This window comes from Helicobacter sp. MIT 03-1614 (assembly GCF_000762925.2).
In the GTDB taxonomy this organism is placed as follows: domain Bacteria; phylum Campylobacterota; class Campylobacteria; order Campylobacterales; family Helicobacteraceae; genus Helicobacter_C; species Helicobacter_C hepaticus.
The window spans coordinates 46,750-69,604 of record NZ_JRMS02000006.1; the positions used below are offsets into that span (position 1 = coordinate 46,750).

Here is a 22,855-nt window from a genome sequence, read left to right on the forward strand (position 1 = left end):
TCTATGTTTAGACGATTAAAGCGCACACGATTAAAAGCGCCTATGAGAGCATTAGTAAGAGAAACGCGACTTGATAAAGAAGATTTTATCTATCCACTTTTTGTTATTGAAGGTCAAGGAATCAAAAATGAAATTACCTCTATGCCTCAAGTCTATCAATTCAGTATTGATAATCTCCTCAAAGAATGCGAAGAGCTACTCAAATTAGGTATTTATCACATTATACTCTTTGGGTTGCCAAACCATAAAGATTCTTGTGGAAGCGAAGCTCTAAGTGATAAAAGTATTATTGCACAAGCAACAAAAGCTATTAAAAAACAATTTCCACAGATGATAGTTACGCTTGATTTATGTTTTTGTGAATATACAGACCACGGACATTGTGGTATTTTAGACCAAAATCTTGGCAGCGTAAATAATGATGCAACACTTGAGATTCTCGGACAACAAGCCGTAGTGCTTGCTACTTGTGGAGCAGATATGATAGCACCAAGCGCAATGATGGATGGTATGGTAGAAACCATCCGCATATATTTAGACAAAAGTGGTTTTAATCATATACCCATTATGAGTTATTCAACAAAATTTGCAAGTGGCTATTATGGACCTTTCCGTGATGCTGCAAATTCTGCACCAAGTTTTGGTGATAGAAATTCTTATCAAGAAGATCCAGCAAATCGCAGAGAAGCAATTTTAGAAAGTCTAACAGATGAGGCAGAGGGAGCGGATATTCTTATGGTAAAACCTGCACTTGCGTATTTAGACATTGTGCGTGATATTCGTGACCGCACACTGCTCCCCTTAGCTGTATATAATGTCAGTGGTGAATACGCTATGCTAAAATGTGCGCAAAAAGCAGGGCTTATTGATTATGAAAGAGTATTGTTTGAGACACTCACAGGATTTAAACGCGCAGGTGCAGATATTATCATCAGCTATCATACTAAAGAAGTAGCGCAAATATTGCATAAGTTTCAATAAAGAAATTTGATACTTTAGTATACCAAATCTATTCCCTACTGCTTTGAACAAAACATTGCATATAAAGCTGTGCTTTGGCTATAATACATATTTTAGATTCTAAAATAAAGGATTTTCCATATGGGACGAGCATTTGAATACCGCCGAGCAGCCAAAGAAAAACGATGGGATAAAATGAGCAAAGTTTTCCCCAAACTTGCAAAGGCTATCACAGTTGCAACAAAAGAAGGTGGAGGAGACCCAGCAATGAATGCCAAACTGCGCACAGCTATTGCTAATGCTAAAGCACAAAATATGCCAAAAGATAATATTGACGCAGCCATTAAGCGTGCTAGTGGTAAAGATGGAATCTTTAGCGAAATTACTTATGAGGGTAAGGCTGCTTATGGTGTGCTTATTTTTATTGAATGCACAACAGATAATCCTACCCGAACTATTGCAAATATTAAAAGCTATTTTAACAAAACCCCCAACGCAAGTATCCTTACAAATGGTTCTATTGAGTTTATGTTTGCGCGCAAAAGTGCATTTGAATTTCACACAGACAAAAATATAGAAGAATTAGAATTGGCACTTATTGACTATGGACTTGAGGAATTAGAAAGCAGAGAGAGTGAGGAGGGAATCTATCATATTGCCTATGGAGACTATAAAGATTTTGGACGCTTGAGTGAAGGGTTTGAGCATTTGAATATTCCTATTTCTAAGGCTACCCTACAGAGAATCCCTACTTCACCCATTAGCCTAAGCGAAACACAAATGCAAGATATTGAAAAACTCCTTGATAAAATTGAAGATGATGATGATGTCCAAGCAGTTTATACAAACATTGAATAAGTCAATTAAGGGTAAAAAAGTAACCTGATTTATATATTTGTAAAATATTTTTTTACCAAAAGTATTGTTTTTTAGAATCTAGCATTATAATTTGGTTATTTAAAGCTTTACAACAAAAGGGAATTAAAATGAGCCATTCTACATTTGAACACCCATACTTCGGTGTATTTGTATTGTTTGTGCTAACCTGTGTTGCCTTTACTCTTACCCTCCGTCTGCAACGCATTATTTCAAGAAAACTCGCTAAAAAAGATAGAGAAAAACTCAAACTTTCTACTTATGAGTGTGGTCCCACCCCCACTAAACAACAAAATAGAATCTCTGCGCACTTTTTTATTTTCGCCCTTTTGTTTGTCCTCTTTGATATTGAAGTCATTTTTATGGTGCCTTGGGCAATTGATTTTAAACTTTTTACACATATCGGACTTGGAAATTTTGTATTTTTTGAAATGCTAAGTTTCATCGGCTTTTTGCTTGTAGGGTTCATTTATGCGTGGAAAAAAGGAGCATTTTCATGGCAGAGCATCAAGTAAATTATACTCAAAACAATGGCTTACCAATTGTTCTGAGCAGTGTTGATAAACTTCTTAATTGGAGCAGAAGCAATTCGCTTTGGGGAGTAACTTACGGCTTAGCGTGTTGTGCTATTGAAATGATGGCAACTGGTGGTAGTCGTTTTGACCTTGATAGATTTGGTTCAATTTTTCGTGCTTCACCTCGTCAATCTGATTTAATGATTATATCAGGCACTGTTACTAAAAAACACGCTGAATTTGTTCGCCGTCTTTATGACCAAATGCCAGAACCTAAATGGGTTATTTCTATGGGCAGCTGTGCAAATACGGGTGGAATGTTTAATACCTATGCCACTGTGCAAGGTGTAGATAGAATCATACCCGTGGATATTTATTTACCCGGTTGTGCGCCACGCCCAGAGACATTGCAATATGCTATAATGGTGCTTCAACAAAAGATTCGTAGGCAAAAAGCCCTACCTCATCTTAAACCAAAACGACTTATATGACAAAAGGTAAAGTATGATACGGCAGAATCCTCCTAAAACAAACGCTCAAAAAAATGTTTATTATACTCATCGTTTTGATGTTGCACCCACTTCTCCAAAACTTGCGCTTACAGGCTTTGAATCTGAAATAAATACTATTACTACTCCAATTAGCGAGAGCTATATACAAAATGATTTAGCCACGCTTTGGGTAGAATCTACTTATATTTTTGCACTTATTAAAGAACTTCATTCTTTAGGCTATGAAATTCTTACTGAAATGAGTGCTATTGATAAATTAGAAGAATGTAACGAGTTTGAACTTTTTTATCTCCTTCTTAAGCTTGAGGATACAAGCTCTAAACGTCTTAAGATTAAAACTAAAATTAAAAAAGGACAGCAAATTTCTTCGCTCACACCGATTTTTAAAAGTGCAAATTGGAGCGAAAGAGAATGCTATGATATGTTTGGCATCATTTTCAATGGACATCCCTACCTCCAAAGACTAATTATGCCAAAAGATTGGGTAGGACACCCATTACTTAAATCATATCCTTTACAAGGCGATGAATATGCTGCTTGGTATGAAGTGGATAAAATTTTTGGTAAATCTTATCGCGACATCATTGGAGCAGAGCAAAGAGATAGTGCAAGAATTGACAAAGATGATGATAAAAATTTCTCTCCCATAAATTTTGAATCTCGCTATCAAGAAGAAACAGCTCCTATACTGATTAAATCTTTTAAAACTACCAAAAAGCTTGAGAAACGCAGATGAAACAAAATTACACAAAACTCAAACCTAATTTTGAAAATATATTTTTTGAGCAAGAAAATGATAAAATGATTCTAAATTTTGGACCACAACACCCTTCAGCGCACGGGCAATTAAGACTTATACTTGAACTAGAAAATGAAAAAATTATTAAGGCTACACCAGATATCGGCTACCTTCATCGTGGTATAGAAAAAATGGCTGAAAATATGATTTATAATGAATTTATGCCAACAACTGATAGGCTTGATTATATTGCTGCAACAAGCAATAATTATGCTTTTGCACTTGGAGTAGAAAAACTTATAGGCGTTGATATTCCTCTACGTGCGCAAGTCATACGGACTATGCTCTTAGAAATCAATCGTATTATTTCTCATATCTTTCTTCTTGGCGTGCAGGGTATGGATGTGGGTGCACTATCTATCTTTTTATATTGTTTTATTGAACGTGAATATGGTTTGGATTTAATGGAAGACTATTGTGGAGCTAGACTTACGCATAATGCTATTCGTATTGGGGGTGTTCCACTTGATTTACCACATAACTTCCTTGAAAGCGTAGAAAAATTTACACATAGTGTGCCTAAAACGCTTGATTTAGTGCGTGGATTACTAGATAAAAATAGAATTTGGCGTATTCGCCTTGAAAATGTTGGATATATTTCACAAGATTTTGCTAAACAATGGAGTTTAAGCGGGATTATGGCAAGAGGAAGTGGTATTAAATGGGATATACGCAAGCACAATCCTTATGAACTCTATTCAGAGCTTGATTTTGAAGTCCCTATTGCCACTGAAGGTGATTGTTATGCACGTTATCAACTCTATATTGAAGAAATTTATGAATCCCTTAAAATCATTAAGCAACTTATTGCTATGTACCCTAGCACACCTAAGGAAATTATGGCAAAAGATGCGCGCTATATCTCTGCTCCCAAAGAAGATATTATGACACAAAACTATTCTCTTATGCAACATTTTGTGCTTGTAACACAAGGTATGCGCCCTCCTGTAGGTGAAGTTTATGTCCCAACAGAATCTCCCAAAGGCGAGCTTGGATTCTTTATTAATTCGCAAGGTGCTCCCTCTCCACATCGTCTTAAAATCCGAACACCAAGCTTTTATCATATAGGCGTGTTGCAGGAACTTTTAATTGGGCATTATTTTGCCGATATTCCTGCAATTTTGGCTTCAACAAATGTCGTTTTTGGTGAAATCGATAGATAAAGGAATGCTATGAGACGATATGACTTACGCCATCTTGCTGATAATTTTGAACAAAGAATGAATGAGTTATGTGAAGATCTCCCTTATGGAGAGGTAGCAATTTTTCTCTTTGAAGTGCGGGATTTTAGTAATGTTCAAAAAGCTATTGATTGTATTTTAAATCGCGGAGATGATCTTCTTAATAGTTTGCGCTTTAATGAAGTAGATTGGAGTATTGTAGTAAAAAGGAACAAACAATGAATACTTTTGCTCAACTCATTGCAAATATTTCTCAAAAGCCTATTAAAACAGATGTGTCAAATTACACATTACTGCTTAGTTTTGGCTATTTATGGCAAGAGCCGCTTAAAAATCCAAATACACCACTTTTTATTTTACACCCACTTTTTGCGCCTTTTAACCCATCATCACAATCTCGCACATTGCGTTATGAGATTGGCACAGAATTTGGTGTGGTATGGCTTTTAGCATACACGCTTGCTCCCGTGCTTGATATAAAAAATAATCAAATAACTGAACTTGAAAATATTGATATAGGTTTTCTCTCTTCAGAAACTAATCTTTCAGAAGAAGAATTAGAAGAAATAAAAGATCTTATGCACACGTGCTCTCAACCTCTTGGTATTGTCTTAGGAGCAGAATTAGCTATGCACCCACGCGCACAAGATATTGCCCTAGTTCTAGGCACACTTGGGAAAACAAATAAAATAGATTTTATTATACCTCAACTTGCAAACTCCATTATGCCCTATAATTCACATATGGAACATACATCACTAAGTCTATGTGAAGAGCTGCCAGAATCAAATGGACATTTTATTTATATTCTTCCCTCCGATACATCAACGCCCATTCTCAAGACTCCACCGCTTTTTGCGCCTACACTCAAACTTAACAACCAGCAAAAAGTTGTGCTTAAATTTGAATCTCAACAGATTCCTACAAGCTGTGAATATGATAGCACTTTAAAAGGAACAATCGCACTTTTATATATGCCAAAAACTCAAGATATGGGCTATCCTTACAAAAAAGTAGAGGTAATATTATGAGCAAAATTACTATCACAATCAATCATCAAAGTGTCTCTTGTGTTGAGGGTGAAAGCATCTTGCAAATAGCACGTAGAGAAGGGATTGAAATCCCTGCAATTTGCTACCTTTCAGGCTGTTCTCCAACAATGGCTTGCAAACTCTGTATGGTAGATATTGATGGCAAACGTAATTATTCTTGTAATACCAAAGCCAAAGAAGGTATGAATATCCTTACACATACACCTGAAATCAATGAAGAACGCAACGCTATTATGCAAAGCTATGATGTCAATCACCCGCTTCAATGCGGTGTATGCGATAAAAGCGGAGAATGTGAATTGCAAAATTATACACTTAAAATGAACGTTACAAACCAACATTACAGCATAAAAGAAAGCAATAAACCACATAAATCGTGGGCAAAAGCTGTATATGACCCTAATTTGTGTATTATGTGTGAGCGTTGTGCAACAACTTGTAAAGATAATTTAGGCGAAGCAAATCTTAAAGCGCAAAAGGCAGATTTAGAGCCATTAGATACCGCATTATGGAAAGAAAAAATGCCAAAAGATGCTCTAAGCGTATGGTCAAGAAAACAAAAAGCGCTTATTGAGTTTGTAGGCGATACGCCTTGTTTTGATTGTGGAGAATGTATCAGTGTATGCCCTGTTGGTGCTTTAAGCACAAATGATTTCAAATACAAAGCAAATGCGTGGGAGCTCGAAAAGGTAGAATCTACTTGTATCCACTGCGCTATGGGATGTAAAATTGCCTACGAAATTCGCCATAATGATACACTTGGGACACCTCACATCTATCGAGTAAAAAATGATTTTTATTTTAATCCTATTTGTGGGGCTGGACGATATGCTTATGATATTACTTCTAGCACTAATCCTACACAGAATCTAGAATCTGCTATTGAAGCATTTAAAAAAGCTCAAGCTATTAATGTCGGCAACCAAACAACCAATGAAGAAGCATTTGTGCTTAATCATCTTGCAAAATCGTTGCAACTTCGTCTTCACAATCAAGAAGCCTTATATTTTAAAAATTTCATTAATACCTTTCTCACATATGCCCAAAAAACCACACTAAATCACCTTGATAATTTTAAACAATCTCAATCTGTAATTGTATTAGGAAGTGCTATCAATTATCAAGTGCCAACATTACGATATATGCTTAATAATAAATTAAAGCTTGTTAAAGGCTCACAGGCAGTTTATATGCATTCGCTTAATGATAGCCTCATTCAATCTTTAAGCAAAAACCTAACAACTATTACCTATCACCCTGATGCACTAGGAATAGCTGTTGGAAGCATTGCTCTTGCGGCACTAGAGGAGCAAAGAATACAAGCAGAAAATACAGAACTCATTGATATTTTAAAACCCCTTTTGCAAAGTAAGCATACAATTAAAAAAACCATCAATAAAGAAGTGAAAAAGACTATCACAACAACGAATGAAACAGGCGAGGAAGTGAGTCAAGAAATTACAGAAACCATTGAGGATATACAAGAAGAAAGTGTATATCAAGCCCTTCTTGATGCGCATATAAATACAGAACATTTCATTGCTTTAAAAGACATTCTTAAAACACCACCCCTCCTCATACTTGGCTCTGATATATACCAACATACAGAATCTAGGATTCTTGCACAAATACTTGGTATCTTGGAGCGTAACAATGTAATTAAAGTGCTTCTTATCCCGCCATTCGCTAATGCACTAGGTTTGGCAATGATTTGTGATTTAAGCCCTGTGCAAAATGCAGATTTTACTATCGGCTTCCGTGATAAGGGAGATTTTGTCTGTGAATCTAATTTTATTGCAGATGATGAACTTCATAAAACACCTGTGTCAGATAACATACCCCATTTTATCCTTCCTGCACTTAACCAAATGGAGGGCACTTATACAAACATTGATTGTAGGATCTTACCTCTTAAACCTGCTCTTCCTTTTGTGGGCTATGACTTAAGTGATATTGCTAAAGCCTTTAATATGAAAGGTGATTACCTTATTGACTATACAAGTCTTATTTGTGGGTGTGAATTTGATGATTTTGAAAATAAATTTTTAAATGATGGCACGAATATGCGTGGCTACCGCTTTAAAAATCTTGCCCTCACACCTCTTGCACCTGAAGATTCTCACACGCTCACACTTCCTACATACAAAACTTATAATGCCTATATGTTGCACTCTCCCTCACAATTTAATACTTATACGGCTATGAGCAGACATCTCCAAAACAAAGTAGGTATTTACGTCAGCCCCGCTTTCTTTCAAGAACTTGGACTAAATGAAGGAGAACATATAACGCTTTCAGATTCCCAATACAATATAAGTGGAGCTGTATTTATTGATTACCATCTCAATGAGCCCTATTTCCTTATAAACCCTATGCTTCGTGGTGCAGATAAGATTTTTTCTTCAAATCAATGGGCTAATGTGCATATTTTACATAAGGAGCAAGTATGAGCGAATTAACAGGGGGCATTATTGAATGCATATTAAAAATTATTGTTGTCTTGCTCATATTTTCTGCACTTGCAGGTTTTGGGACTTATTTAGAACGCAAGGTGCTTGGATTCTTTCAAAGACGCATCGGACCAAACTATGTAGGACCTTATGGTTTATTGCAAGTGGTTGCCGATGGAATCAAACTCTTTGCCAAAGAAGATATTATCCCTCAAAATGCCATTAAACCTATTTTTATTCTTGCACCATCAATTGCTGCTATCACTGCATTTATTGCTATGGCACCTATACCTTTCTTTCCTGAATTTGAAATTTTTGGCTATGTTGTCCGCCCAATCATCGCTGATATTAATGTAGGGATTCTCTTTGTGCTTGCGGTAAGTTCTTGTGGTATTTATGCTCCGCTTCTTGCTGGCTTAAGCTCAGGGAATAAATGGTCTCTCATTGGTGGAGCTAGAGCTGCTATACAATTTTTAAGCTTTGAAGCTATCACTATACTCTCACTCCTTGCACCCCTTATGATTATAGAATCTCTCTCACTCATAGATATTAACAATTATCAACAAGGAAGTATGCTTGATTGGCTTATTTTCAAACAACCTCTTGCCTTTGGCTTATTCATTATTGCAGCCTATGTAGAGCTTAACCGCACACCTTTTGACCTGCTTGAACACGAAGCCGAACTTACTGCAGGATTTGCGACAGAATATAGTGGTTTAAAATGGGGTATGTTCTTTATTGGAGAATATGCTAATATGTTTGCCACCGCCTTTATCTTAAGCCTTGTTTTCTGCGGCGGCTTCAATGATTGGGGCTTTATCCCCGGTGGAATTGCTATTTTGCTTAAAGTATGCTTCTTTATTTTCTTATTTATGTGGGTAAGGGCTACCTTTCCTCATGTCCGACCAGACCAACTTATGCGTATGTGCTGGAAAATTATGCTGCCTCTTGCATTGCTTAATGTGCTTATCACAGGCTGTATTTTACTATTCTAGGAGAGCAAATGAAATTGCATAATGATTATCGTCTTTTAACTCCGCGCATTAATCGCGACAAACAATCTTTCCTTGCACGTGTAATCATTACACTCAAAACAAGTTTTAGCCTTGATTTATTTAGTGGGTTAAAAACTGCACTTGGAGCATTTTTTTCGCCAAAAGTTACTATACATTATCCTCTCGAAAGTGCTCCTCTAAGCCCAAGATATAGGGCTATTCATAAACTTCAACGCCTTTTGGAATCCGAAAATGAACGTTGCATTGGTTGTGGATTATGCGAAAAAATCTGCACAAGCAATTGCATTCGCATTATTACTGATAAGGGAGAAGATGGGCGCAAAAAGATTCTCAATTATAGTATTAATTTTGGACGCTGTATTTATTGTGGGCTTTGTGCTGAAGTTTGTCCTGAACTTGCTATTGTGCACGGAGATTTGGTTGAAAATGCAAGCACACAAAGAGCTTTTTTTGGCTTTAAGCCCCAACTCCTAGAGCATAAATCTTCACTCCTTGAATTTGGTGGATTTGGCTCTATCTCTGTTAATGCTGATGAGCGCGTGAAAATAACACCTTTGAGTTATTGCACGCAAGATTCTCAAAATATGCTTTCAGAATCTGCGCCACAGGAGAACACAAATGTTTGAAACAATTGCATTTTATCTTTTTAGCACATTATGTATTGTAAGTTTTCTTATTGTAGTTACCTCAAAGCGCATTCTCTATGCAATGACAGCTCTTGCAAGTGGAATGATTTTCATTTCTGGAATATTCTTTGTGCTTGATGCAGAATTTTTGGGCGTGGTGCAAATTATTGTATATAGTGGCTCTGTTGTAGCACTTTATGCATTTGCAATGATGTTTTTTGACACTTCTAAGGACATTATAGAATCTTACAAAAATGAATGGGTAGTTTGCATATTATGCTTTGGCATAGCAGTAGTGCTTGTATGTATATTTGGTATTCCCTTACTTGGAAGCAATCTTGAAGCAGTAGCAGATTCTCAAAATCTACTTAATATTGCAGAAATGAATAATATCCAAATGATTGGCTATATCATCTTTACTAAATATCTCATTCCATTTGAAATTGCGGCATTTATGCTACTTGTAGCAATGGTTGTTGGGATTATATTAAGCATTAAAAGGAGTGAGCAATGATTAGTCTTAATCATTATTTATTGTTGTGTGTGATACTTTTTTGCATAGGACTTTTTGGCATTTTAAGACGAAGCAATATCCTAATGCTGTTTTTTTCAACCGAAATCTTACTCAATGCCATTAATATTGGTTTTGTTGCCATAGGTTCATATCTCAATGATTTAAATGGCGAGATTTTTGCGCTCTTTATTATTGCTATTGCAGCATCAGAAATTGCCGTGGGATTAGGGCTTGTTGTTATTTGGTATAAAAAGCATCGCACGCTTGATATTACCACACTTCAAAATCTTAAAGGATAAATATGAGATTCTCAAGTGAAATGCTTATTCAAATGGTATACATTGCGTTATTTGCACCCCTTATTGGAGCATTTTTTGCCGCTTTGTTTGGACATAAAAAAAAGTGTTTATTTGCGGGTCTTATCCCTACAATATTGCTTTTTTTCTCTCTATTAGCTTCTTGTGTTCTTTTTTTGGAAATATATAGCTCTAATGTGGTAATTCATATTGATTTTTTAGATTGGATTGAAGCAGGCAGTTTTTATAGCTCATTTGGCTTTATGATTGATACCATTAGCGTAAGTATGATGGTTGTTGTAAGTCTTGTATCCGCAATGGTACATATTTATTCTATTGGCTATATGAAACACGATGCAGGATTTAACCGCTATTTTAGCTATCTAAGTGCCTTTGTATTTTCAATGATGCTCCTTGTGATGAGCGATAACTTTCTTGGACTTTTTGCTGGTTGGGAGGGGGTAGGATTATGTTCTTATTTGCTCGTAGGATTCTGGTATGAACGCCCTAAAGCAAATTTTGCCTCCATTGAAGCATTTGTAGCAAATAGAATTGCTGACCTTGCTTTGATTATTGGCATATTCCTTATTGCTTATCATTGCGAAAGTTTGAAATATGAAGAAGTGTTTTTATCCTTAGCATCAAATAACTTTGATATGAGCATATTGCTTTGGATCGGTGCATTACTTTTTGTAGGGGCTATGGGCAAATCTGCACAATTTCCCTTTCACACTTGGCTTGCTGATGCAATGGAAGGACCAACGCCTGTATCAGCTCTCATACACGCAGCAACTATGGTAACTGCTGGTGTATATTTAGTGGTGCGTGCTCACCCGCTTTATCAAATGATACCCGATGTAGGTTTCTTTATTGCCTCACTTGGAGCATTCGTAGCATTTTTTGGCGCAAGTATGGCACTTGTCAATAAGGATCTAAAGCGTATTATTGCCTATTCTACGCTCTCACAACTTGGATATATGTTCGTAGCTGCTGGACTTGGAGCATATTGGATAGCACTTTTTCACCTTATTACACACGCATTTTTCAAAGCCTTACTCTTCCTTGGAGCAGGAAATGTAATGCACGCTATGAATGACAAACTTGATATTAGCAAAATGGGTGCCTTACATAAACCTCTGCGCTGGACAATGCTTATGATGAGCATTGCTTCGGTGGCTCTTGCAGGAATCTATCCTTTTGCGGGCTTTTTCTCTAAAGATTTAATTTTAGAAGTCGCTTTTAGCAATCATCTTTTCATATGGGTTACACTCTTTGTGAGTGCTTTATTCACGGCATTTTATAGTTTTAGGCTTCTTATGCTTGTATTTTTTGTTCCAAAAAGACATCACGATAATCCCCACGAAGCTTATCCTTATATGCTTCTCTCTATGCTTCCTTTAGCAGTTTTAGCCATTATTGGTGGAATGGGTGAAGTGCTTGAACATTTCTTAAGCAACTTTTTGCCTCCCGTAACACTTTCTATTCCTCATCAAACACATATTCTTCTTATTGGCGGAACACTAGGATTTGTTTGCCTTGTAGCACTCTTTAGTATTGTTAAATACGCTAGAGGAGGATTCTCATCTTTTTGGGAGAGCACTTTTATATATAAAATTTTAAGTAATCACTATTATATCCCCAAACTCTATGAAATAATACTTATCAAACCTTATGAAAAATGCGCTCACTTCCTATGGCAAAAAATTGAGCTTGGTTGCATTGATGTATTTATAGATTCTTTAACACATTATACAAAAGCACTAGGTGCTAAACTTTCATCATACCAAAATGGCTCACTTACACGTATGTTGCGTCTTATGGCTGCAGGACTTTGTATTTTGTTGCTTGTGTGTGGTGTTTATTTTATGTGGAGGCAGTTATGAATTATCTTTTAAATATTGTTATCTTTTTTCCAGCATTTGCCGCGCTGCTTTTATATGTGCTCAAAGGTGAAAATAGTCGCATTTTTGCCATCATTGCTTCTGCCCTTGAATTACTTTTTATCATTCTGCTTTGGAGCGAATTCAATGTTAATTACGGAGGGATTCAGTTTTTTACACGCTATGAACTTATTGCCTCTTATGGCATAAGTTATTATGTAGGTGTTGATGGTATTTCACTTTTTCTCCTTGCTCTTAATGCTCTTATTACACTTCTTGCACTTTACTTTTTTAAATACATTAAGACTTCTCTTGTTATCTCAGTATTATTCCTTGAAAGCATTGTAATGGGAGTATTTAGCGCACTTGATGTAATACTATTTTATATTTTTTGGGAACTTTCACTTTTACCCGTGCTTTATATACTCGGTGTTTGGGGTGGTGAAAACAAAATCTATGCCTCAATCAAATATTTTCTCTACACCTTTGGGGCTTCACTCATTATGCTTGTGGGAATCTTATATTATGCCTATCAATATTCACTTATTATGGGTGTATGGAGTTTTAGCCTTATTGATTGGTATCAACTTTCGCTTGATACAGATATACAAAAATGGCTTTTTGTTGCCTTTTTCATCGGCACTGCAGTAAAGATTCCACTCTTTCCACTTCATTCGTGGCAACCATACGCTTATACTCAAGCACCCATTATTGGCTCTGCCCTGCTTTCTGGTGTATTAAGCAAAATGGGGACTTACGCACTCTTGCGTTTTGTATTACCTCTTTTTCCCGATACAAGTAATAATATTGGCATTTTTATAAGTATACTATGCGTATTTATGGTTGTTTATGGCGCAATGCTTGCTTACGCACAAAAAGATATAAAAACTCTCCTTGCTTATGGCTCTATTTCACATATGGGAATTATTGTGCTTGGCATTTTTTCACTCAATACAGAAGGATTAAGTGGGGCAGTATTTTTTATGGTATCTCACGGCGTAGTTGTAGCTGCACTCTTTTTGCTCATAGGCGTATTTTATGAACGTGTGCAAACAAGACAGATAGAACAGGTGCAAGGCTTAGCTCATTCAATGCCGCAATTTAGCACTATTTTTGGCATCGTAATGATGTGTTCTTTAGGGTTACCTCTTACAATGGGTTTTGTAGGCGAAGTGCTTTGTCTCTATGGTTTTTTCCAAGTCAATCCCATTATGGCTTTCCTGGCAGGAAGTAGTTTTTTTGTCGGTGCTATTTATATGTTAGTGTGCTTTAAAAAAGTTTTTTTTGGTGCTGCTCTACCCAAATTTATAAATTTAAAAGATTTAAATTCAAGAGAAAAAGTTGTTTTTATACCCGTGGTAATCCTTATTGTATGGCTTGGTGTGTATCCAAAACCCTTACTCAATCCCATTAGCACAAGTGCAGAAATGCTTTCTCAAACTATTGGGCTTAAAATTTCAGAATCCAGCCCTAATACCCCTGTCAATACCCCAGAGGATTTTGCCTATCCACCTCTCGAACTACCTCAAGATTTTGATGATGAAGGGGTGCTTATTATCCCAAAAATAGGAGATTAATATGCCAGAATCTATGAGCTTTTCATTAAACCAACTTAATTTGCAACTCCTTATACCTATGTGTATTTCGCTTTTTGGCGGAATTATTTTACTTGGTGTTGGCGTGTTTAACAAAACAAAATCACGCGACCTCTATATCACCATCAGTATGCTTTTTGTTGTTTTAAACCTTGGTTTTTTATTCCTTGAGGGTAACCCTATACGTCAATTTGGCTTTTTTAACCTCTTACTTGTTGATGGTATCTCGCTTTTAACGCAGATTATTATGCTTCTTGCAACATTTGTGCTCTTACTCTTTTTTATGAATCAAAATAACTTGCCCGAAACACAAGGGGCTGAATTTTATGCCCTTCTTTTATTTAGTATTGCAGGATTTGCCTTTATGGCATCAAGTCAGAATCTGATTCTTATCCTCTTAGGGCTAGAAACTGCCTCTTTATGTCTATATGCACTTATTGCACTTCATAATCAAAAAAGTGCATTTGAAGCTTCAATTAAATATTTTATAATGGGTGCTTTAGCCACTACATTTTATGCCTTTGGAGCAATGCTTCTTTATGCTGCTACCGGAAGTGTAGATATAATAAGTATTGCAACTTTTCTCCACCAACAAACTTATCAGCCCTCAATTCTTGTGTTTGCAGGTTTTGTTTTTCTCCTTTGTGCATTGGGCTTTAAGGTTACTCTTGTGCCTTTTCACTCGTGGGGACCAGATGTATATGAAGGTTCAAACGCGCTTCTTGCAGCATTTATTGCCATTGTGCCAAAAATCGTCACTTTTGCAGTAATAATACGAATCTTTAGTGTATTTATAGATTCTCATAGTGCCTTTGTTGAATATACTCTTTATGCAATCGTAGTGCTCACAATGACTATACCCAACCTCATAGCCCTTACCCAAAAAGATGTGAAGCGTATGCTTGCATATAGCTCAATTTCTCATTCTGGCTTTGTGCTTGCTGCTGTTTTGATTAACACTCCACAATCTCATAGTGTTATATTTTTCTATTGGTTTTTATTTCTTTTTGCCAATATTGGGGCATTTGGGATTCTATGGTTGAGTGTAGATTGCAAAAAAAATTATCAGACACAAATAAGCCACCCTTTTGAAAAATTCAGCGGTATGATAAAAACTAATCCTACACTCGCTATTTTACTTACTTTATTTATGTTTGCTCTCGCTGGTATTCCTCCTTTTTGCGTTTTTTGGGGAAAAATGTATCTTATGCAAAGTGCCATTAGCGCTAATTACACTATTCTCGCACTTATTATGGCAATAAATAGCATCATTGCAGGATTTTATTATCTCAAACTTGTTGTTTATATCTTTGCCAAAGAGCCTTATGAGATAAAAGATTCCCAATCATCTCTTGAGCTTTCAAGCAAATTTGCTCTCAGTATCACTGCTTTTGTCAGTGTAGCTTGTTTATTTATGGTCCAAAATTTGCTTGAGATTATCGAAAAATATATTTTGAAATAGTGGTTTAGCCCCTCGCTTTAAGCCACTTTAGGAGTGTGTGTGCGAAGGTTTATGGTGGCTTTAGCATTTTTTCTGCCCTTTTATGCTACTGGGCTTGATGTTACCATTAATTATGGAAAAGAAGCAAAAGAGCATTTCTCTGTGCTTAATATTATCCATAAAGAACCCCTTAGCTGTTCTGAAAATAAAAATACACAAGATGAGGTTACTTATATCGTTTGCACATTAGAGCGCACACCTGTTGCAAGCTTCTCTCCCACAGAAACACTTTTTTTTCGTTTTTGGAGTCGCGTTATTGATGGCAGATTCTATCTCTATGTTGAGCCAAAACATAAAATCAAGCTTTTTGCGACACCAAGCGATTTAAAAAAACACAATCTCATTACAAAAGAGCAGCCAAGCAAAAGTTTATCGTGGCAAATTATTGGTTATAAAAATGAAATACCTTTTCTTAATGATTATACTAATCAAGATAAGCCGCGAGGGCTGAATTTCCCTATTAAAATCATCAAAAATAAAGAGTTATTTTTTAATGATATTGATATTAATAGAGGTCCTTTATATTATGATGAGGGTGAAGATTTTGTAACTTATAGCCAAATTAAAACGCTGATGAACAATCAAAATTATATTGAAGCTGTAAAACTTATTGACGAAACGCTCATTGGGTATCCAAAAACTATTTTTGCAAAAGATTTACTGCTCTTTAGACTAAGAGCTTTAGAATCATTTGATTCTGTAGAAAATAGTGATATGATTGTGGATATGGGAACAAAATGGATTAAGAAATATCCTACAGATGCTAATGTCCCTGAAGTGCTTTATTATCTTGGCAATGCCTATGCAGATATGCGTATCCCTCAAGAAGCAAAATATTATTTTGATAGAACCATTAGTGAATATCCAAATTCGCGTTATATGCCCCTTGCTAAAATGGCACTCGCTAAAAATTTTAATACAGGAGCTGATGCAAATATTGCTTCTAAACTTTTTGCTCAAGCCTATCAAGAAGCCAAAGACCTTGATAGTGCAAGTGCAGTAGCGATTGAGTGGAGTAAATTTCGCTTACATAATCACGACAAAGAACAAGCCAAAAAACTTCTTGAAACAATGGTAAAAGTCAATCCAAGCTATATTATCAGGTATCCTATCAAAAACTACGAATTTTTAAAATTCCTAGCCGAAGAGCAGCTTTATCTTATAGCTGCCGAGCTTGGTGAATATCTCTATAATAATCTTTTAAATGATGATATATCTAAAGAAGATTTGCTTGATAATGTAAGTCTTTGGTATCAAGCTGCCAATGCAACCCAAGATGCTCATAGAATCAATAAAATTTTTCTTCAAGAGTTTGAACATCGCCCTAAAACAGAAGAAATCAAAGAAAGAGATGATAAGCTTCTTTTTGCCCTTGCAGAAGATGAAAGTGCAGATGCCAAAATTGAAAAATATGACTATATTATTGAAAATTATGCGAATACACCTGAGCAAGAAAAAGCACTTGAATTAAAAGCTCAAACACTCTTTGATGAGGGTAAATATCAAGAAGTTTTAGCACTCAAAGATATACTCAAAGACAATACACTCATTGCACAAACTTATGCCGAGTTACTTCACAAAAGCCTCAAAGATAATGATTGCAAACAAGCCACAAGCTATTATCTCAAATATCCACAAGCCTCGTTGCAACCACAAGAAAAAATGCCACTCTTTGATTGTCTTTATTCTCTTGCACTCAATAAAGAGGCAGCTCAAGTATCTGCAAATATGGCACAAGAGAGTAATGAGCTTCCCTTAAAGCTTGAATGGCTCTATCGCGATACACTTAATTTTGCTAAACTTGGAGATTCTAAAAGCACAGCACTTGCAGGAAGAGACGCTCTAGAACTTGCAAAAAATCTAAAAAATACAAAATATTATGATGTAGCATTTATACTTTTTGATGCGCTTACAAACCTTAATGACAAAGAGGGTGCGCTCAAAACTTATGCATTTTTAAAAGAGTATCAAAAAGACAGCCCGCAAATGTTTGCCGTGAATCTTAGTCTGCTTAAAAATGCAGAATCAGAAAAAGATGAGTTGGGTATTGAAATTTATGCTAAAGATATTTTACGTCTGCAAGGTCTCACTCAAAATACTGCCGATTCTCCTTATGTGGATTTTGCTCTAGCACAAAGCTATATACGCACACAACGCGCAGATGAAGCTATTTCCGTGCTTGATAATCTACTTAAAAAAGATATAAATAACGATAATAAACAAAAGGCTTTATACCTTAAAGGCTCACTTCTTAAAACCTTGCAAAAAGATGCACAAAGCACATTTGAACAATGCACTGCTATCCCCTATGAGGGCGCTTGGAAAAACCTTTGTGTTCAAGCACTTGATATTCTCAAAGGCAATCCTTAATGTATAATTTTACGCAAGAGCAGCTAAGGCGCTATGCACGGCATTTTAGTTTGAAAGAATGCGGATTCAAGGGACAAGAGAAAATTTTAAAATCTAAAGTGTTAATTGTTGGCGCAGGAGGGCTTGGCTCGCCTGTTGCATTTTATCTCGCAGCAGCTGGAGTGGGAGAGATAGGCATTATTGATGGAGACAATGTAGATTTAAGCAATTTACAAAGGCAGATTCTTCACACTACTGCAGAAGTGGGCACACCAAAGATAGAATCTGCTATGGCTAAACTCTCCGCACTCAACCCGGAAATCACACTCACTCCCCATTTTACTATGCTTGAAGCGCATAACGCACTTGAGATTCTCTCCCTCTATGATGTTATTGTTGATGGCACTGATAATTTTGCTACAAAATTTCTTATTAACGATGCGTGTGTATTGCTCAATAAACCTTATTCACACGGAGGTATTTTGCGCTTTAGTGGGCAAAGTATGAGCATAAAGCCAAAAGAGAGTGCTTGCTATGCCTGCATATTTGATAGCCCACCGCCGGAAGGGAGTGTGCCAAATTGTGCAAGTGCAGGAGTATTTGGAGCAATTGCGGGAATGCTTGGCACAATCCAAGCCACCGAAGTGCTTAAAATCATCACAGGCATAGGACAACCTCTTTATAATCAGCTCCTAAGTTTTGATGCTACTACGATGAATTTTCGCAAAATCAAGCTCAAAAAAAATCCAAAATGTCGTGTATGTGGAGATGAGGGTATCACACAGCTTCAAGAATATACAAATCCTACGTGCGAAATCAAACTCTTTAGATAAGGTATATTGAGATAATACAGCAAAATAAGATGAGATACTATAAAATGATGTATAACGGACAACATAATGATGTGAATACTTGGTGTTCTTGTGATTTAATGGATATGAAAGGAAACAATGAATATGCCCTTATGGAATCCAAACCTATTTTAAATTGGCAAATGCCGATATTTAAGATTGATGAGAATGATGGTAAGATACTAACTGATCTTGTGCATAATGATTGTAGTTGGCATATCGTTTCGCCGCGATTTATGGAAGTTATGGGAGATTTAATTCAAGATTGCGTGCAATATTTGGATGTTGAGATACAGAGTAAAACGGGGGATTACTCAGGGTGCAAGGTTATGCATGTCATTAAATCACTTGACGCTTTGGATTATGAACATTCTGTTTATAGATATATGGGTGAGAATAATGACTATTTGAGCATTACCAAAGCCGCGCTTATACACTCAAAGCTTGATGAAAGCCATATTTTTAGATTAAAAGACGATGAGCTTCCCGTCTTTGTATCGCAAAAGTTTAGAAAAAGAGTAAGGGAAAATAATCTTTTAGGCTTTAGCTTTATGGAGCTTGGCGTGTATTAAAGGAATACATAAGGATAAACAATGACAAGAGAACAAGCGGCATTTAAACGAAATCTAATGGAAAATACCTTTTTGCAGGATAGATTTACCAACTATCTTCCAAAGTAGATTAAAATAGTGTAGAATTTATTTTGGAGGGCAATACAATGAATCTCAAACACTGCAAAACTTCAAATATATATCTTAAATCTATATTTGCAACGTTTATCGTATTTTTTACTTTAAGTATTATGTATGGCAATGAAACTACTTGGAAAAAATTTCCAAATTGTAAGGTATATTTTGAAAAATATGAACCTGAGCGATTATCACATTGGGAAGAAAATAGTAACCATTTAGAAGATATGGAACCATGTGGTTTTCCCTTAGAGACTATTATAGAAACAAGCGATATAATACAAGCCTACAATAAGTATCTCTATTTTAGCTATGAACCACCTACCCATAACGAACCTCATAAGAGCAGAATAGACAAAAGCATATTGCAATCAAATTTACCAAGCAAGAATACAAAATACAATCCCACAGACTCTCTAACTGATGTAGATTATATTATCAATAAAGATACAATCCAAATAAATATAGAAGAAGAATGCGTATCTTCAACCATTATTTTCAAAAGAATAAATAATAATATTCATATTGTAGAAACTTCATCAAACTGCTAAGATTTAGAGTCAAGTGATTTATTATAAATTAAAAAAAAGAAAATATGCTTTGAGCAATTTGCAGCACAAGCACACTTACAATCCCCGCTAAAACACCAGCAAGTGCATCATCACCTACCACACCTAAGCCACCTTTTACCTTTTTATCAAGTCTGCCGATAAATGAGGGCTTATAAATATCAAAGATTCTAAAAAAGACAAAAGCTAAAATAAGTTCCCAAAGCCCAAAGCCGACGATTGACATTGCTAACCACATACCCACCAACTCATCAATGACAATACTTTTGTCATCGTGGGTTTGAGTGTGTTCTTCATAAATATCAATATGCTTTATTGCTACGAGTGCAATAAAAATACTTGCCAAAAAAAGTGTTTCTTGGGAATAATACACAATAGGCATACCCAAGATTAAAGCTAAAGCACTCCCTGCTGTGCCCGGAGCTTTGGGAGAATATCCACTATAAAATAGACTTAAAAATAAGTCTTTGATGAGTTTTTGCTTTTTCATTGGGATTGTGGGGTGTTTTTATTTTTACGAATAATACCATACTTCTTACGCTTTTCCCACAAGCTCTTGCGACTCATACCAAGTTTTTTGGCAAGCTCAATATCAGGATAACGACTCTCAAATTTGGTAATAATGATTTTTTCATATTCTTTCACAGATAAAATCTCCCCGCTTAACTCTACACTATTGGTTTGGCGCGAAATATCAATCACTTGTGGAAAAGTAATTTTTTCACTTGAGACAACCGAAACAATAACACTATGCTTTAAAGCCATCTCTAAAAAGTCTTTTCTATCGCTTTTTTTAAGTTCCTCAAGATTAGTAATGTAATAAACCTCATTCTTCTTTGGCGGCACACGAAAGATACTTTTCCAAGTTTCTTCTTTAAGCGAATAGAATTGGAAATGAATATGTTTCTCGCGTGCATATCGCATTGCATAAATATCTGCACTCCGTTGAGTATTGGTTTTAATCACAAAAGGTGGATTATATAAGAATGGCTCGGGTGTGCTAAGCTCACGCTCTATAAAGCTAAAATAACTCCGATAAAATTTAATTTCCTCATTAATCTCACGATAAGCTTTATAATGTGTTATTTTACGTATAAGTTCATCAACAATAAAAGGCTTAACAATATAATCTGTTACGCCATTACGCAAAGGCTTAATAACAGTATCATCATTTATGTATGCAATCATAAGAATCATAATAGCTTGTGGATATGTTTTGCTAAGCTCCATATAGCCTTCACCAATCGTGCCAAAAGAAGCTAAAATAACATCATAGTGATCTTTTTGAACATCTTTGAGTGAATGAGCAATAACACATTCTAAATGAGAATCGCTTATTTTATTGGCAATACTTTGTGCTAGATAAATTTCATTTTCAATAATTAAAACTTTCATACAAACTCCCCTTTATAATGAATTTTATACATCGTGCAGCCTCCTTATTTAATGCAAATCTTTTATATATGTATGCCAATTTATAAATCCCATACTTACACACGCCTCCACACATACACCTTCTTCACGACCTACAAAGCCTAATCCCTCTGTTGTAGTTGCCTTAATATTAATGTGTGCATTTGGCACTTTCAGAATACGAGCTATACATTCACGCATTGCACTCTTATAAGGAGCAATTTTGGGTGTTTGCGCTATGATACTTATATCTGCATTATAAAGCTCATAACCCACACTTTGGGCAAAAGTATAAATTTCGCTCAACATCATTTTAGAATCTGCATTTTTATATGTCTCGTCTGTATCAGGAAACCACTCCCCTATATCACCTCCACCAATAGCCCCCAAAATCGCATCGCTCAAAGCGTGTAACACCACATCACCATCACTATGAGCTTTAAAGCCAAATGGGGATTCTATCTCAACTCCGCCAAGCCACATTTGCTTATTTTTTTCAAATTGATGCACATCTATGCCATTACCGATAAAAACTCTTTTTGAAGGCGGAGATAAACGTGTGATATGTGCCTTCAAATCACTACTAAAGGTTAATTTATTCATTAACTCACTTCCTTGCACAAAAGCAATTTTTTTACCAAGTGCGTAAAGTGCGGAGCTTTCATCACTAAAATCCTTACTTGTGTCCTTAAGAGCTTCTTGTAAATCCTCTACTCTGCTTAATTGCGGTGTTTGAATAAGTTTAATGTTCTCACGTTTAAGATATTCTCCTTCATAAAAACTTGTATCTGCCACACCTACAAAAGGCACAACACAAGCTACACTTTCATCAAGTGCTTCTAACATTGTTTTAATGATAGAATCTGAACTATCCCATCGTGCCACATCGCTTACAAGAACAAGGGGCGTATCAACATATTTAAGAGCATTCCTAAGAGATTGACAGCGCGTTTGCCCACCTTGCACGACTTTATAAGGACTTATATTTTGCATATAAACATAATCTTTGCTTGAGGCAGTCAAAATCACTTGTTTGAAAGAAAAATGATGAGTAAGATTGCGTGTAGCCACAAGCCATAATGGCTCTTCCCCCACGCGTAACCATTGCTTTTTACACCTAAAAGTCTGTGCATTTGAAGCACAAAATCTTGTAGAATCTCCTGCTGCCATCATAATAAGTGAAACATTATCTAAAACCAAATTCTTGTCCT

Annotated in this window: 23 protein-coding genes; 20 read left to right on the forward strand and 3 right to left on the reverse strand. The window is 35.9% G+C overall.

Features of this window, described 5'->3' with window-relative positions:
• Positions 1-3 precede the first annotated feature (3 nt).
• The 20 genes from hemB (at position 4) to LS66_RS05410 (ending at position 20,213) form a co-directional block, all read left to right on the forward strand.
• Positions 4-981: a porphobilinogen synthase gene (gene hemB / locus LS66_RS05315; RefSeq protein WP_034364784.1), complete on the forward strand. Its 978-nt coding sequence runs from the start codon at positions 4-6 to the stop codon at positions 979-981.
• A 120-nt stretch (positions 982-1,101) separates the two neighbouring features.
• Entirely contained in the window at positions 1,102-1,818 is a 717-nt protein-coding gene (locus LS66_RS05320; protein WP_034364787.1) for a YebC/PmpR family DNA-binding transcriptional regulator, read from the forward strand.
• Positions 1,819-1,946: 128 nt separating this feature from the next.
• Entirely contained in the window at positions 1,947-2,351 is a 405-nt protein-coding gene (locus LS66_RS05325) for an NAD(P)H-quinone oxidoreductase subunit 3 (protein WP_034364789.1), read from the forward strand.
• Positions 2,333-2,842: an NADH-quinone oxidoreductase subunit B family protein gene (locus tag LS66_RS05330; protein WP_011116442.1), complete on the forward strand. Its 510-nt coding sequence runs from the start codon at positions 2,333-2,335 to the stop codon at positions 2,840-2,842. The genes LS66_RS05325 and LS66_RS05330 overlap by 19 nt, the downstream gene beginning before the upstream one ends.
• A 13-nt stretch (positions 2,843-2,855) precedes the next feature.
• Positions 2,856-3,599 (forward strand): NADH-quinone oxidoreductase subunit C, encoded by a 744-nt coding sequence (locus tag LS66_RS05335; protein WP_034364793.1) that lies wholly within the window; start codon positions 2,856-2,858, stop codon positions 3,597-3,599.
• On the forward strand, positions 3,596-4,825 hold the full coding sequence (gene nuoD / locus LS66_RS05340) for an NADH dehydrogenase (quinone) subunit D (protein ID WP_011116440.1): 1,230 nt from the start codon (positions 3,596-3,598) through the stop codon (positions 4,823-4,825). Before LS66_RS05335 ends, nuoD begins: the two co-directional genes overlap by 4 nt.
• 9 nt (positions 4,826-4,834) lie before the next feature.
• Positions 4,835-5,065, forward strand: coding sequence for an NADH-ubiquinone oxidoreductase subunit E family protein (locus LS66_RS05345; RefSeq protein WP_034364797.1), 231 nt, complete (start codon positions 4,835-4,837; stop codon positions 5,063-5,065).
• Entirely contained in the window at positions 5,062-5,874 is an 813-nt protein-coding gene (locus LS66_RS05350; protein ID WP_011116438.1) for a hypothetical protein, read from the forward strand. The genes LS66_RS05345 and LS66_RS05350 overlap by 4 nt, the downstream gene beginning before the upstream one ends.
• Positions 5,871-8,345, forward strand: a complete 2,475-nt coding sequence (locus LS66_RS05355; RefSeq protein ID WP_034364799.1) for an NADH-quinone oxidoreductase subunit G — start codon at positions 5,871-5,873, stop codon at positions 8,343-8,345. The genes LS66_RS05350 and LS66_RS05355 overlap by 4 nt, the downstream gene beginning before the upstream one ends.
• Positions 8,342-9,340, forward strand: coding sequence for an NADH-quinone oxidoreductase subunit NuoH (nuoH, locus tag LS66_RS05360; RefSeq protein WP_034364803.1), 999 nt, complete (start codon positions 8,342-8,344; stop codon positions 9,338-9,340). The genes LS66_RS05355 and nuoH overlap by 4 nt, the downstream gene beginning before the upstream one ends.
• 8 nt (positions 9,341-9,348) lie before the next feature.
• Positions 9,349-9,987, forward strand: coding sequence for an NADH-quinone oxidoreductase subunit NuoI (nuoI, locus tag LS66_RS05365; RefSeq protein WP_034364806.1), 639 nt, complete (start codon positions 9,349-9,351; stop codon positions 9,985-9,987).
• Positions 9,980-10,501 (forward strand): NADH-quinone oxidoreductase subunit J, encoded by a 522-nt coding sequence (locus LS66_RS05370; RefSeq protein ID WP_034364809.1) that lies wholly within the window; start codon positions 9,980-9,982, stop codon positions 10,499-10,501. The genes nuoI and LS66_RS05370 overlap by 8 nt, the downstream gene beginning before the upstream one ends.
• A complete protein-coding gene (nuoK, locus tag LS66_RS05375) occupies positions 10,498-10,800 on the forward strand; it encodes an NADH-quinone oxidoreductase subunit NuoK (RefSeq protein ID WP_011116433.1) in 303 nt (100 codons plus the stop codon). The genes LS66_RS05370 and nuoK overlap by 4 nt, the downstream gene beginning before the upstream one ends.
• Before the next feature lie 2 nt (positions 10,801-10,802).
• Positions 10,803-12,680: an NADH-quinone oxidoreductase subunit L gene (gene nuoL, locus LS66_RS05380; RefSeq protein WP_034364811.1), complete on the forward strand. Its 1,878-nt coding sequence runs from the start codon at positions 10,803-10,805 to the stop codon at positions 12,678-12,680.
• Positions 12,677-14,254, forward strand: a complete 1,578-nt coding sequence (locus tag LS66_RS05385) for an NADH-quinone oxidoreductase subunit M (RefSeq protein ID WP_034364815.1) — start codon at positions 12,677-12,679, stop codon at positions 14,252-14,254. The genes nuoL and LS66_RS05385 overlap by 4 nt, the downstream gene beginning before the upstream one ends.
• A 1-nt stretch (position 14,255) precedes the next feature.
• Positions 14,256-15,734, forward strand: a complete 1,479-nt coding sequence (gene nuoN / locus LS66_RS05390) for an NADH-quinone oxidoreductase subunit NuoN (RefSeq protein ID WP_034364818.1) — start codon at positions 14,256-14,258, stop codon at positions 15,732-15,734.
• A gap of 39 nt (positions 15,735-15,773) precedes the next feature.
• Positions 15,774-18,143 (forward strand): tetratricopeptide repeat protein, encoded by a 2,370-nt coding sequence (locus LS66_RS05395; RefSeq protein WP_236096979.1) that lies wholly within the window; start codon positions 15,774-15,776, stop codon positions 18,141-18,143.
• Positions 18,143-18,955: a HesA/MoeB/ThiF family protein gene (locus LS66_RS05400; protein WP_034364824.1), complete on the forward strand. Its 813-nt coding sequence runs from the start codon at positions 18,143-18,145 to the stop codon at positions 18,953-18,955. Before LS66_RS05395 ends, LS66_RS05400 begins: the two co-directional genes overlap by 1 nt.
• Positions 18,956-18,999: 44 nt before the next feature.
• Entirely contained in the window at positions 19,000-19,545 is a 546-nt protein-coding gene (locus tag LS66_RS05405; RefSeq protein WP_236096980.1) for an imm11 family protein, read from the forward strand.
• A gap of 146 nt (positions 19,546-19,691) precedes the next feature.
• Entirely contained in the window at positions 19,692-20,213 is a 522-nt protein-coding gene (locus LS66_RS05410; protein ID WP_034364830.1) for a hypothetical protein, read from the forward strand.
• Positions 20,214-20,241: 28 nt separating this feature from the next.
• Here the strand turns inward: LS66_RS05410 and LS66_RS05415 are convergent, their stop codons facing one another.
• Genes LS66_RS05415 through LS66_RS05425 form a run of 3 tightly spaced genes read right to left on the reverse strand, consistent with a single transcriptional unit; the run spans position 20,242 to position 22,844 of the window.
• The gene (locus LS66_RS05415; RefSeq protein WP_034364834.1) at positions 20,242-20,721 is read right to left on the reverse strand and encodes a phosphatidylglycerophosphatase A; all 480 of its coding nucleotides are present in this window, start codon (positions 20,719-20,721) and stop codon (positions 20,242-20,244) included.
• Positions 20,718-21,626 carry a response regulator gene (locus LS66_RS05420; protein WP_034364839.1) on the reverse strand — a complete coding sequence of 303 codons (909 nt, stop codon included), beginning with the start codon at positions 21,624-21,626 and terminating at the stop codon, positions 20,718-20,720. The genes LS66_RS05415 and LS66_RS05420 overlap by 4 nt, the downstream gene beginning before the upstream one ends.
• A gap of 48 nt (positions 21,627-21,674) precedes the next feature.
• On the reverse strand, positions 21,675-22,844 hold the full coding sequence (locus LS66_RS05425) for a bifunctional 2-C-methyl-D-erythritol 4-phosphate cytidylyltransferase/2-C-methyl-D-erythritol 2,4-cyclodiphosphate synthase (RefSeq protein WP_034364841.1): 1,170 nt from the start codon (positions 22,842-22,844) through the stop codon (positions 21,675-21,677).
• Positions 22,845-22,855: the final 11 nt, after the last annotated feature.

Excerpts from the sequence above, each read along its gene's own strand:
- hemB (WP_034364784.1), top strand. The coding sequence starts at position 4 with ATGTTTAGACGATTAAAGCGCACACGATTAAAAGCGCCTATGAGAGCA.
- LS66_RS05320 (WP_034364787.1), top strand. The coding sequence starts at position 1,102 with ATGGGACGAGCATTTGAATACCGCCGAGCAGCCAAAGAAAAACGATGG.
- LS66_RS05325 (WP_034364789.1), top strand. The coding sequence starts at position 1,947 with ATGAGCCATTCTACATTTGAACACCCATACTTCGGTGTATTTGTATTG.
- LS66_RS05330 (WP_011116442.1), top strand. The coding sequence starts at position 2,333 with ATGGCAGAGCATCAAGTAAATTATACTCAAAACAATGGCTTACCAATT.
- LS66_RS05335 (WP_034364793.1), top strand. The coding sequence starts at position 2,856 with ATGATACGGCAGAATCCTCCTAAAACAAACGCTCAAAAAAATGTTTAT.
- nuoD (WP_011116440.1), top strand. The coding sequence starts at position 3,596 with ATGAAACAAAATTACACAAAACTCAAACCTAATTTTGAAAATATATTT.
- LS66_RS05345 (WP_034364797.1), top strand. The coding sequence starts at position 4,835 with ATGAGACGATATGACTTACGCCATCTTGCTGATAATTTTGAACAAAGA.
- LS66_RS05350 (WP_011116438.1), top strand. The coding sequence starts at position 5,062 with ATGAATACTTTTGCTCAACTCATTGCAAATATTTCTCAAAAGCCTATT.
- LS66_RS05355 (WP_034364799.1), top strand. The coding sequence starts at position 5,871 with ATGAGCAAAATTACTATCACAATCAATCATCAAAGTGTCTCTTGTGTT.
- nuoH (WP_034364803.1), top strand. The coding sequence starts at position 8,342 with ATGAGCGAATTAACAGGGGGCATTATTGAATGCATATTAAAAATTATT.
- nuoI (WP_034364806.1), top strand. The coding sequence starts at position 9,349 with ATGAAATTGCATAATGATTATCGTCTTTTAACTCCGCGCATTAATCGC.
- LS66_RS05370 (WP_034364809.1), top strand. The coding sequence starts at position 9,980 with ATGTTTGAAACAATTGCATTTTATCTTTTTAGCACATTATGTATTGTA.
- nuoK (WP_011116433.1), top strand. The coding sequence starts at position 10,498 with ATGATTAGTCTTAATCATTATTTATTGTTGTGTGTGATACTTTTTTGC.
- nuoL (WP_034364811.1), top strand. The coding sequence starts at position 10,803 with ATGAGATTCTCAAGTGAAATGCTTATTCAAATGGTATACATTGCGTTA.
- LS66_RS05385 (WP_034364815.1), top strand. The coding sequence starts at position 12,677 with ATGAATTATCTTTTAAATATTGTTATCTTTTTTCCAGCATTTGCCGCG.
- nuoN (WP_034364818.1), top strand. The coding sequence starts at position 14,256 with ATGCCAGAATCTATGAGCTTTTCATTAAACCAACTTAATTTGCAACTC.
- LS66_RS05400 (WP_034364824.1), top strand. The coding sequence starts at position 18,143 with ATGTATAATTTTACGCAAGAGCAGCTAAGGCGCTATGCACGGCATTTT.
- LS66_RS05405 (WP_236096980.1), top strand. The coding sequence starts at position 19,000 with ATGATGTATAACGGACAACATAATGATGTGAATACTTGGTGTTCTTGT.
- LS66_RS05410 (WP_034364830.1), top strand. The coding sequence starts at position 19,692 with ATGAATCTCAAACACTGCAAAACTTCAAATATATATCTTAAATCTATA.
- LS66_RS05415 (WP_034364834.1), bottom strand. The coding sequence starts at position 20,721 with ATGAAAAAGCAAAAACTCATCAAAGACTTATTTTTAAGTCTATTTTAT.
- LS66_RS05420 (WP_034364839.1), bottom strand. The coding sequence starts at position 21,626 with ATGAAAGTTTTAATTATTGAAAATGAAATTTATCTAGCACAAAGTATT.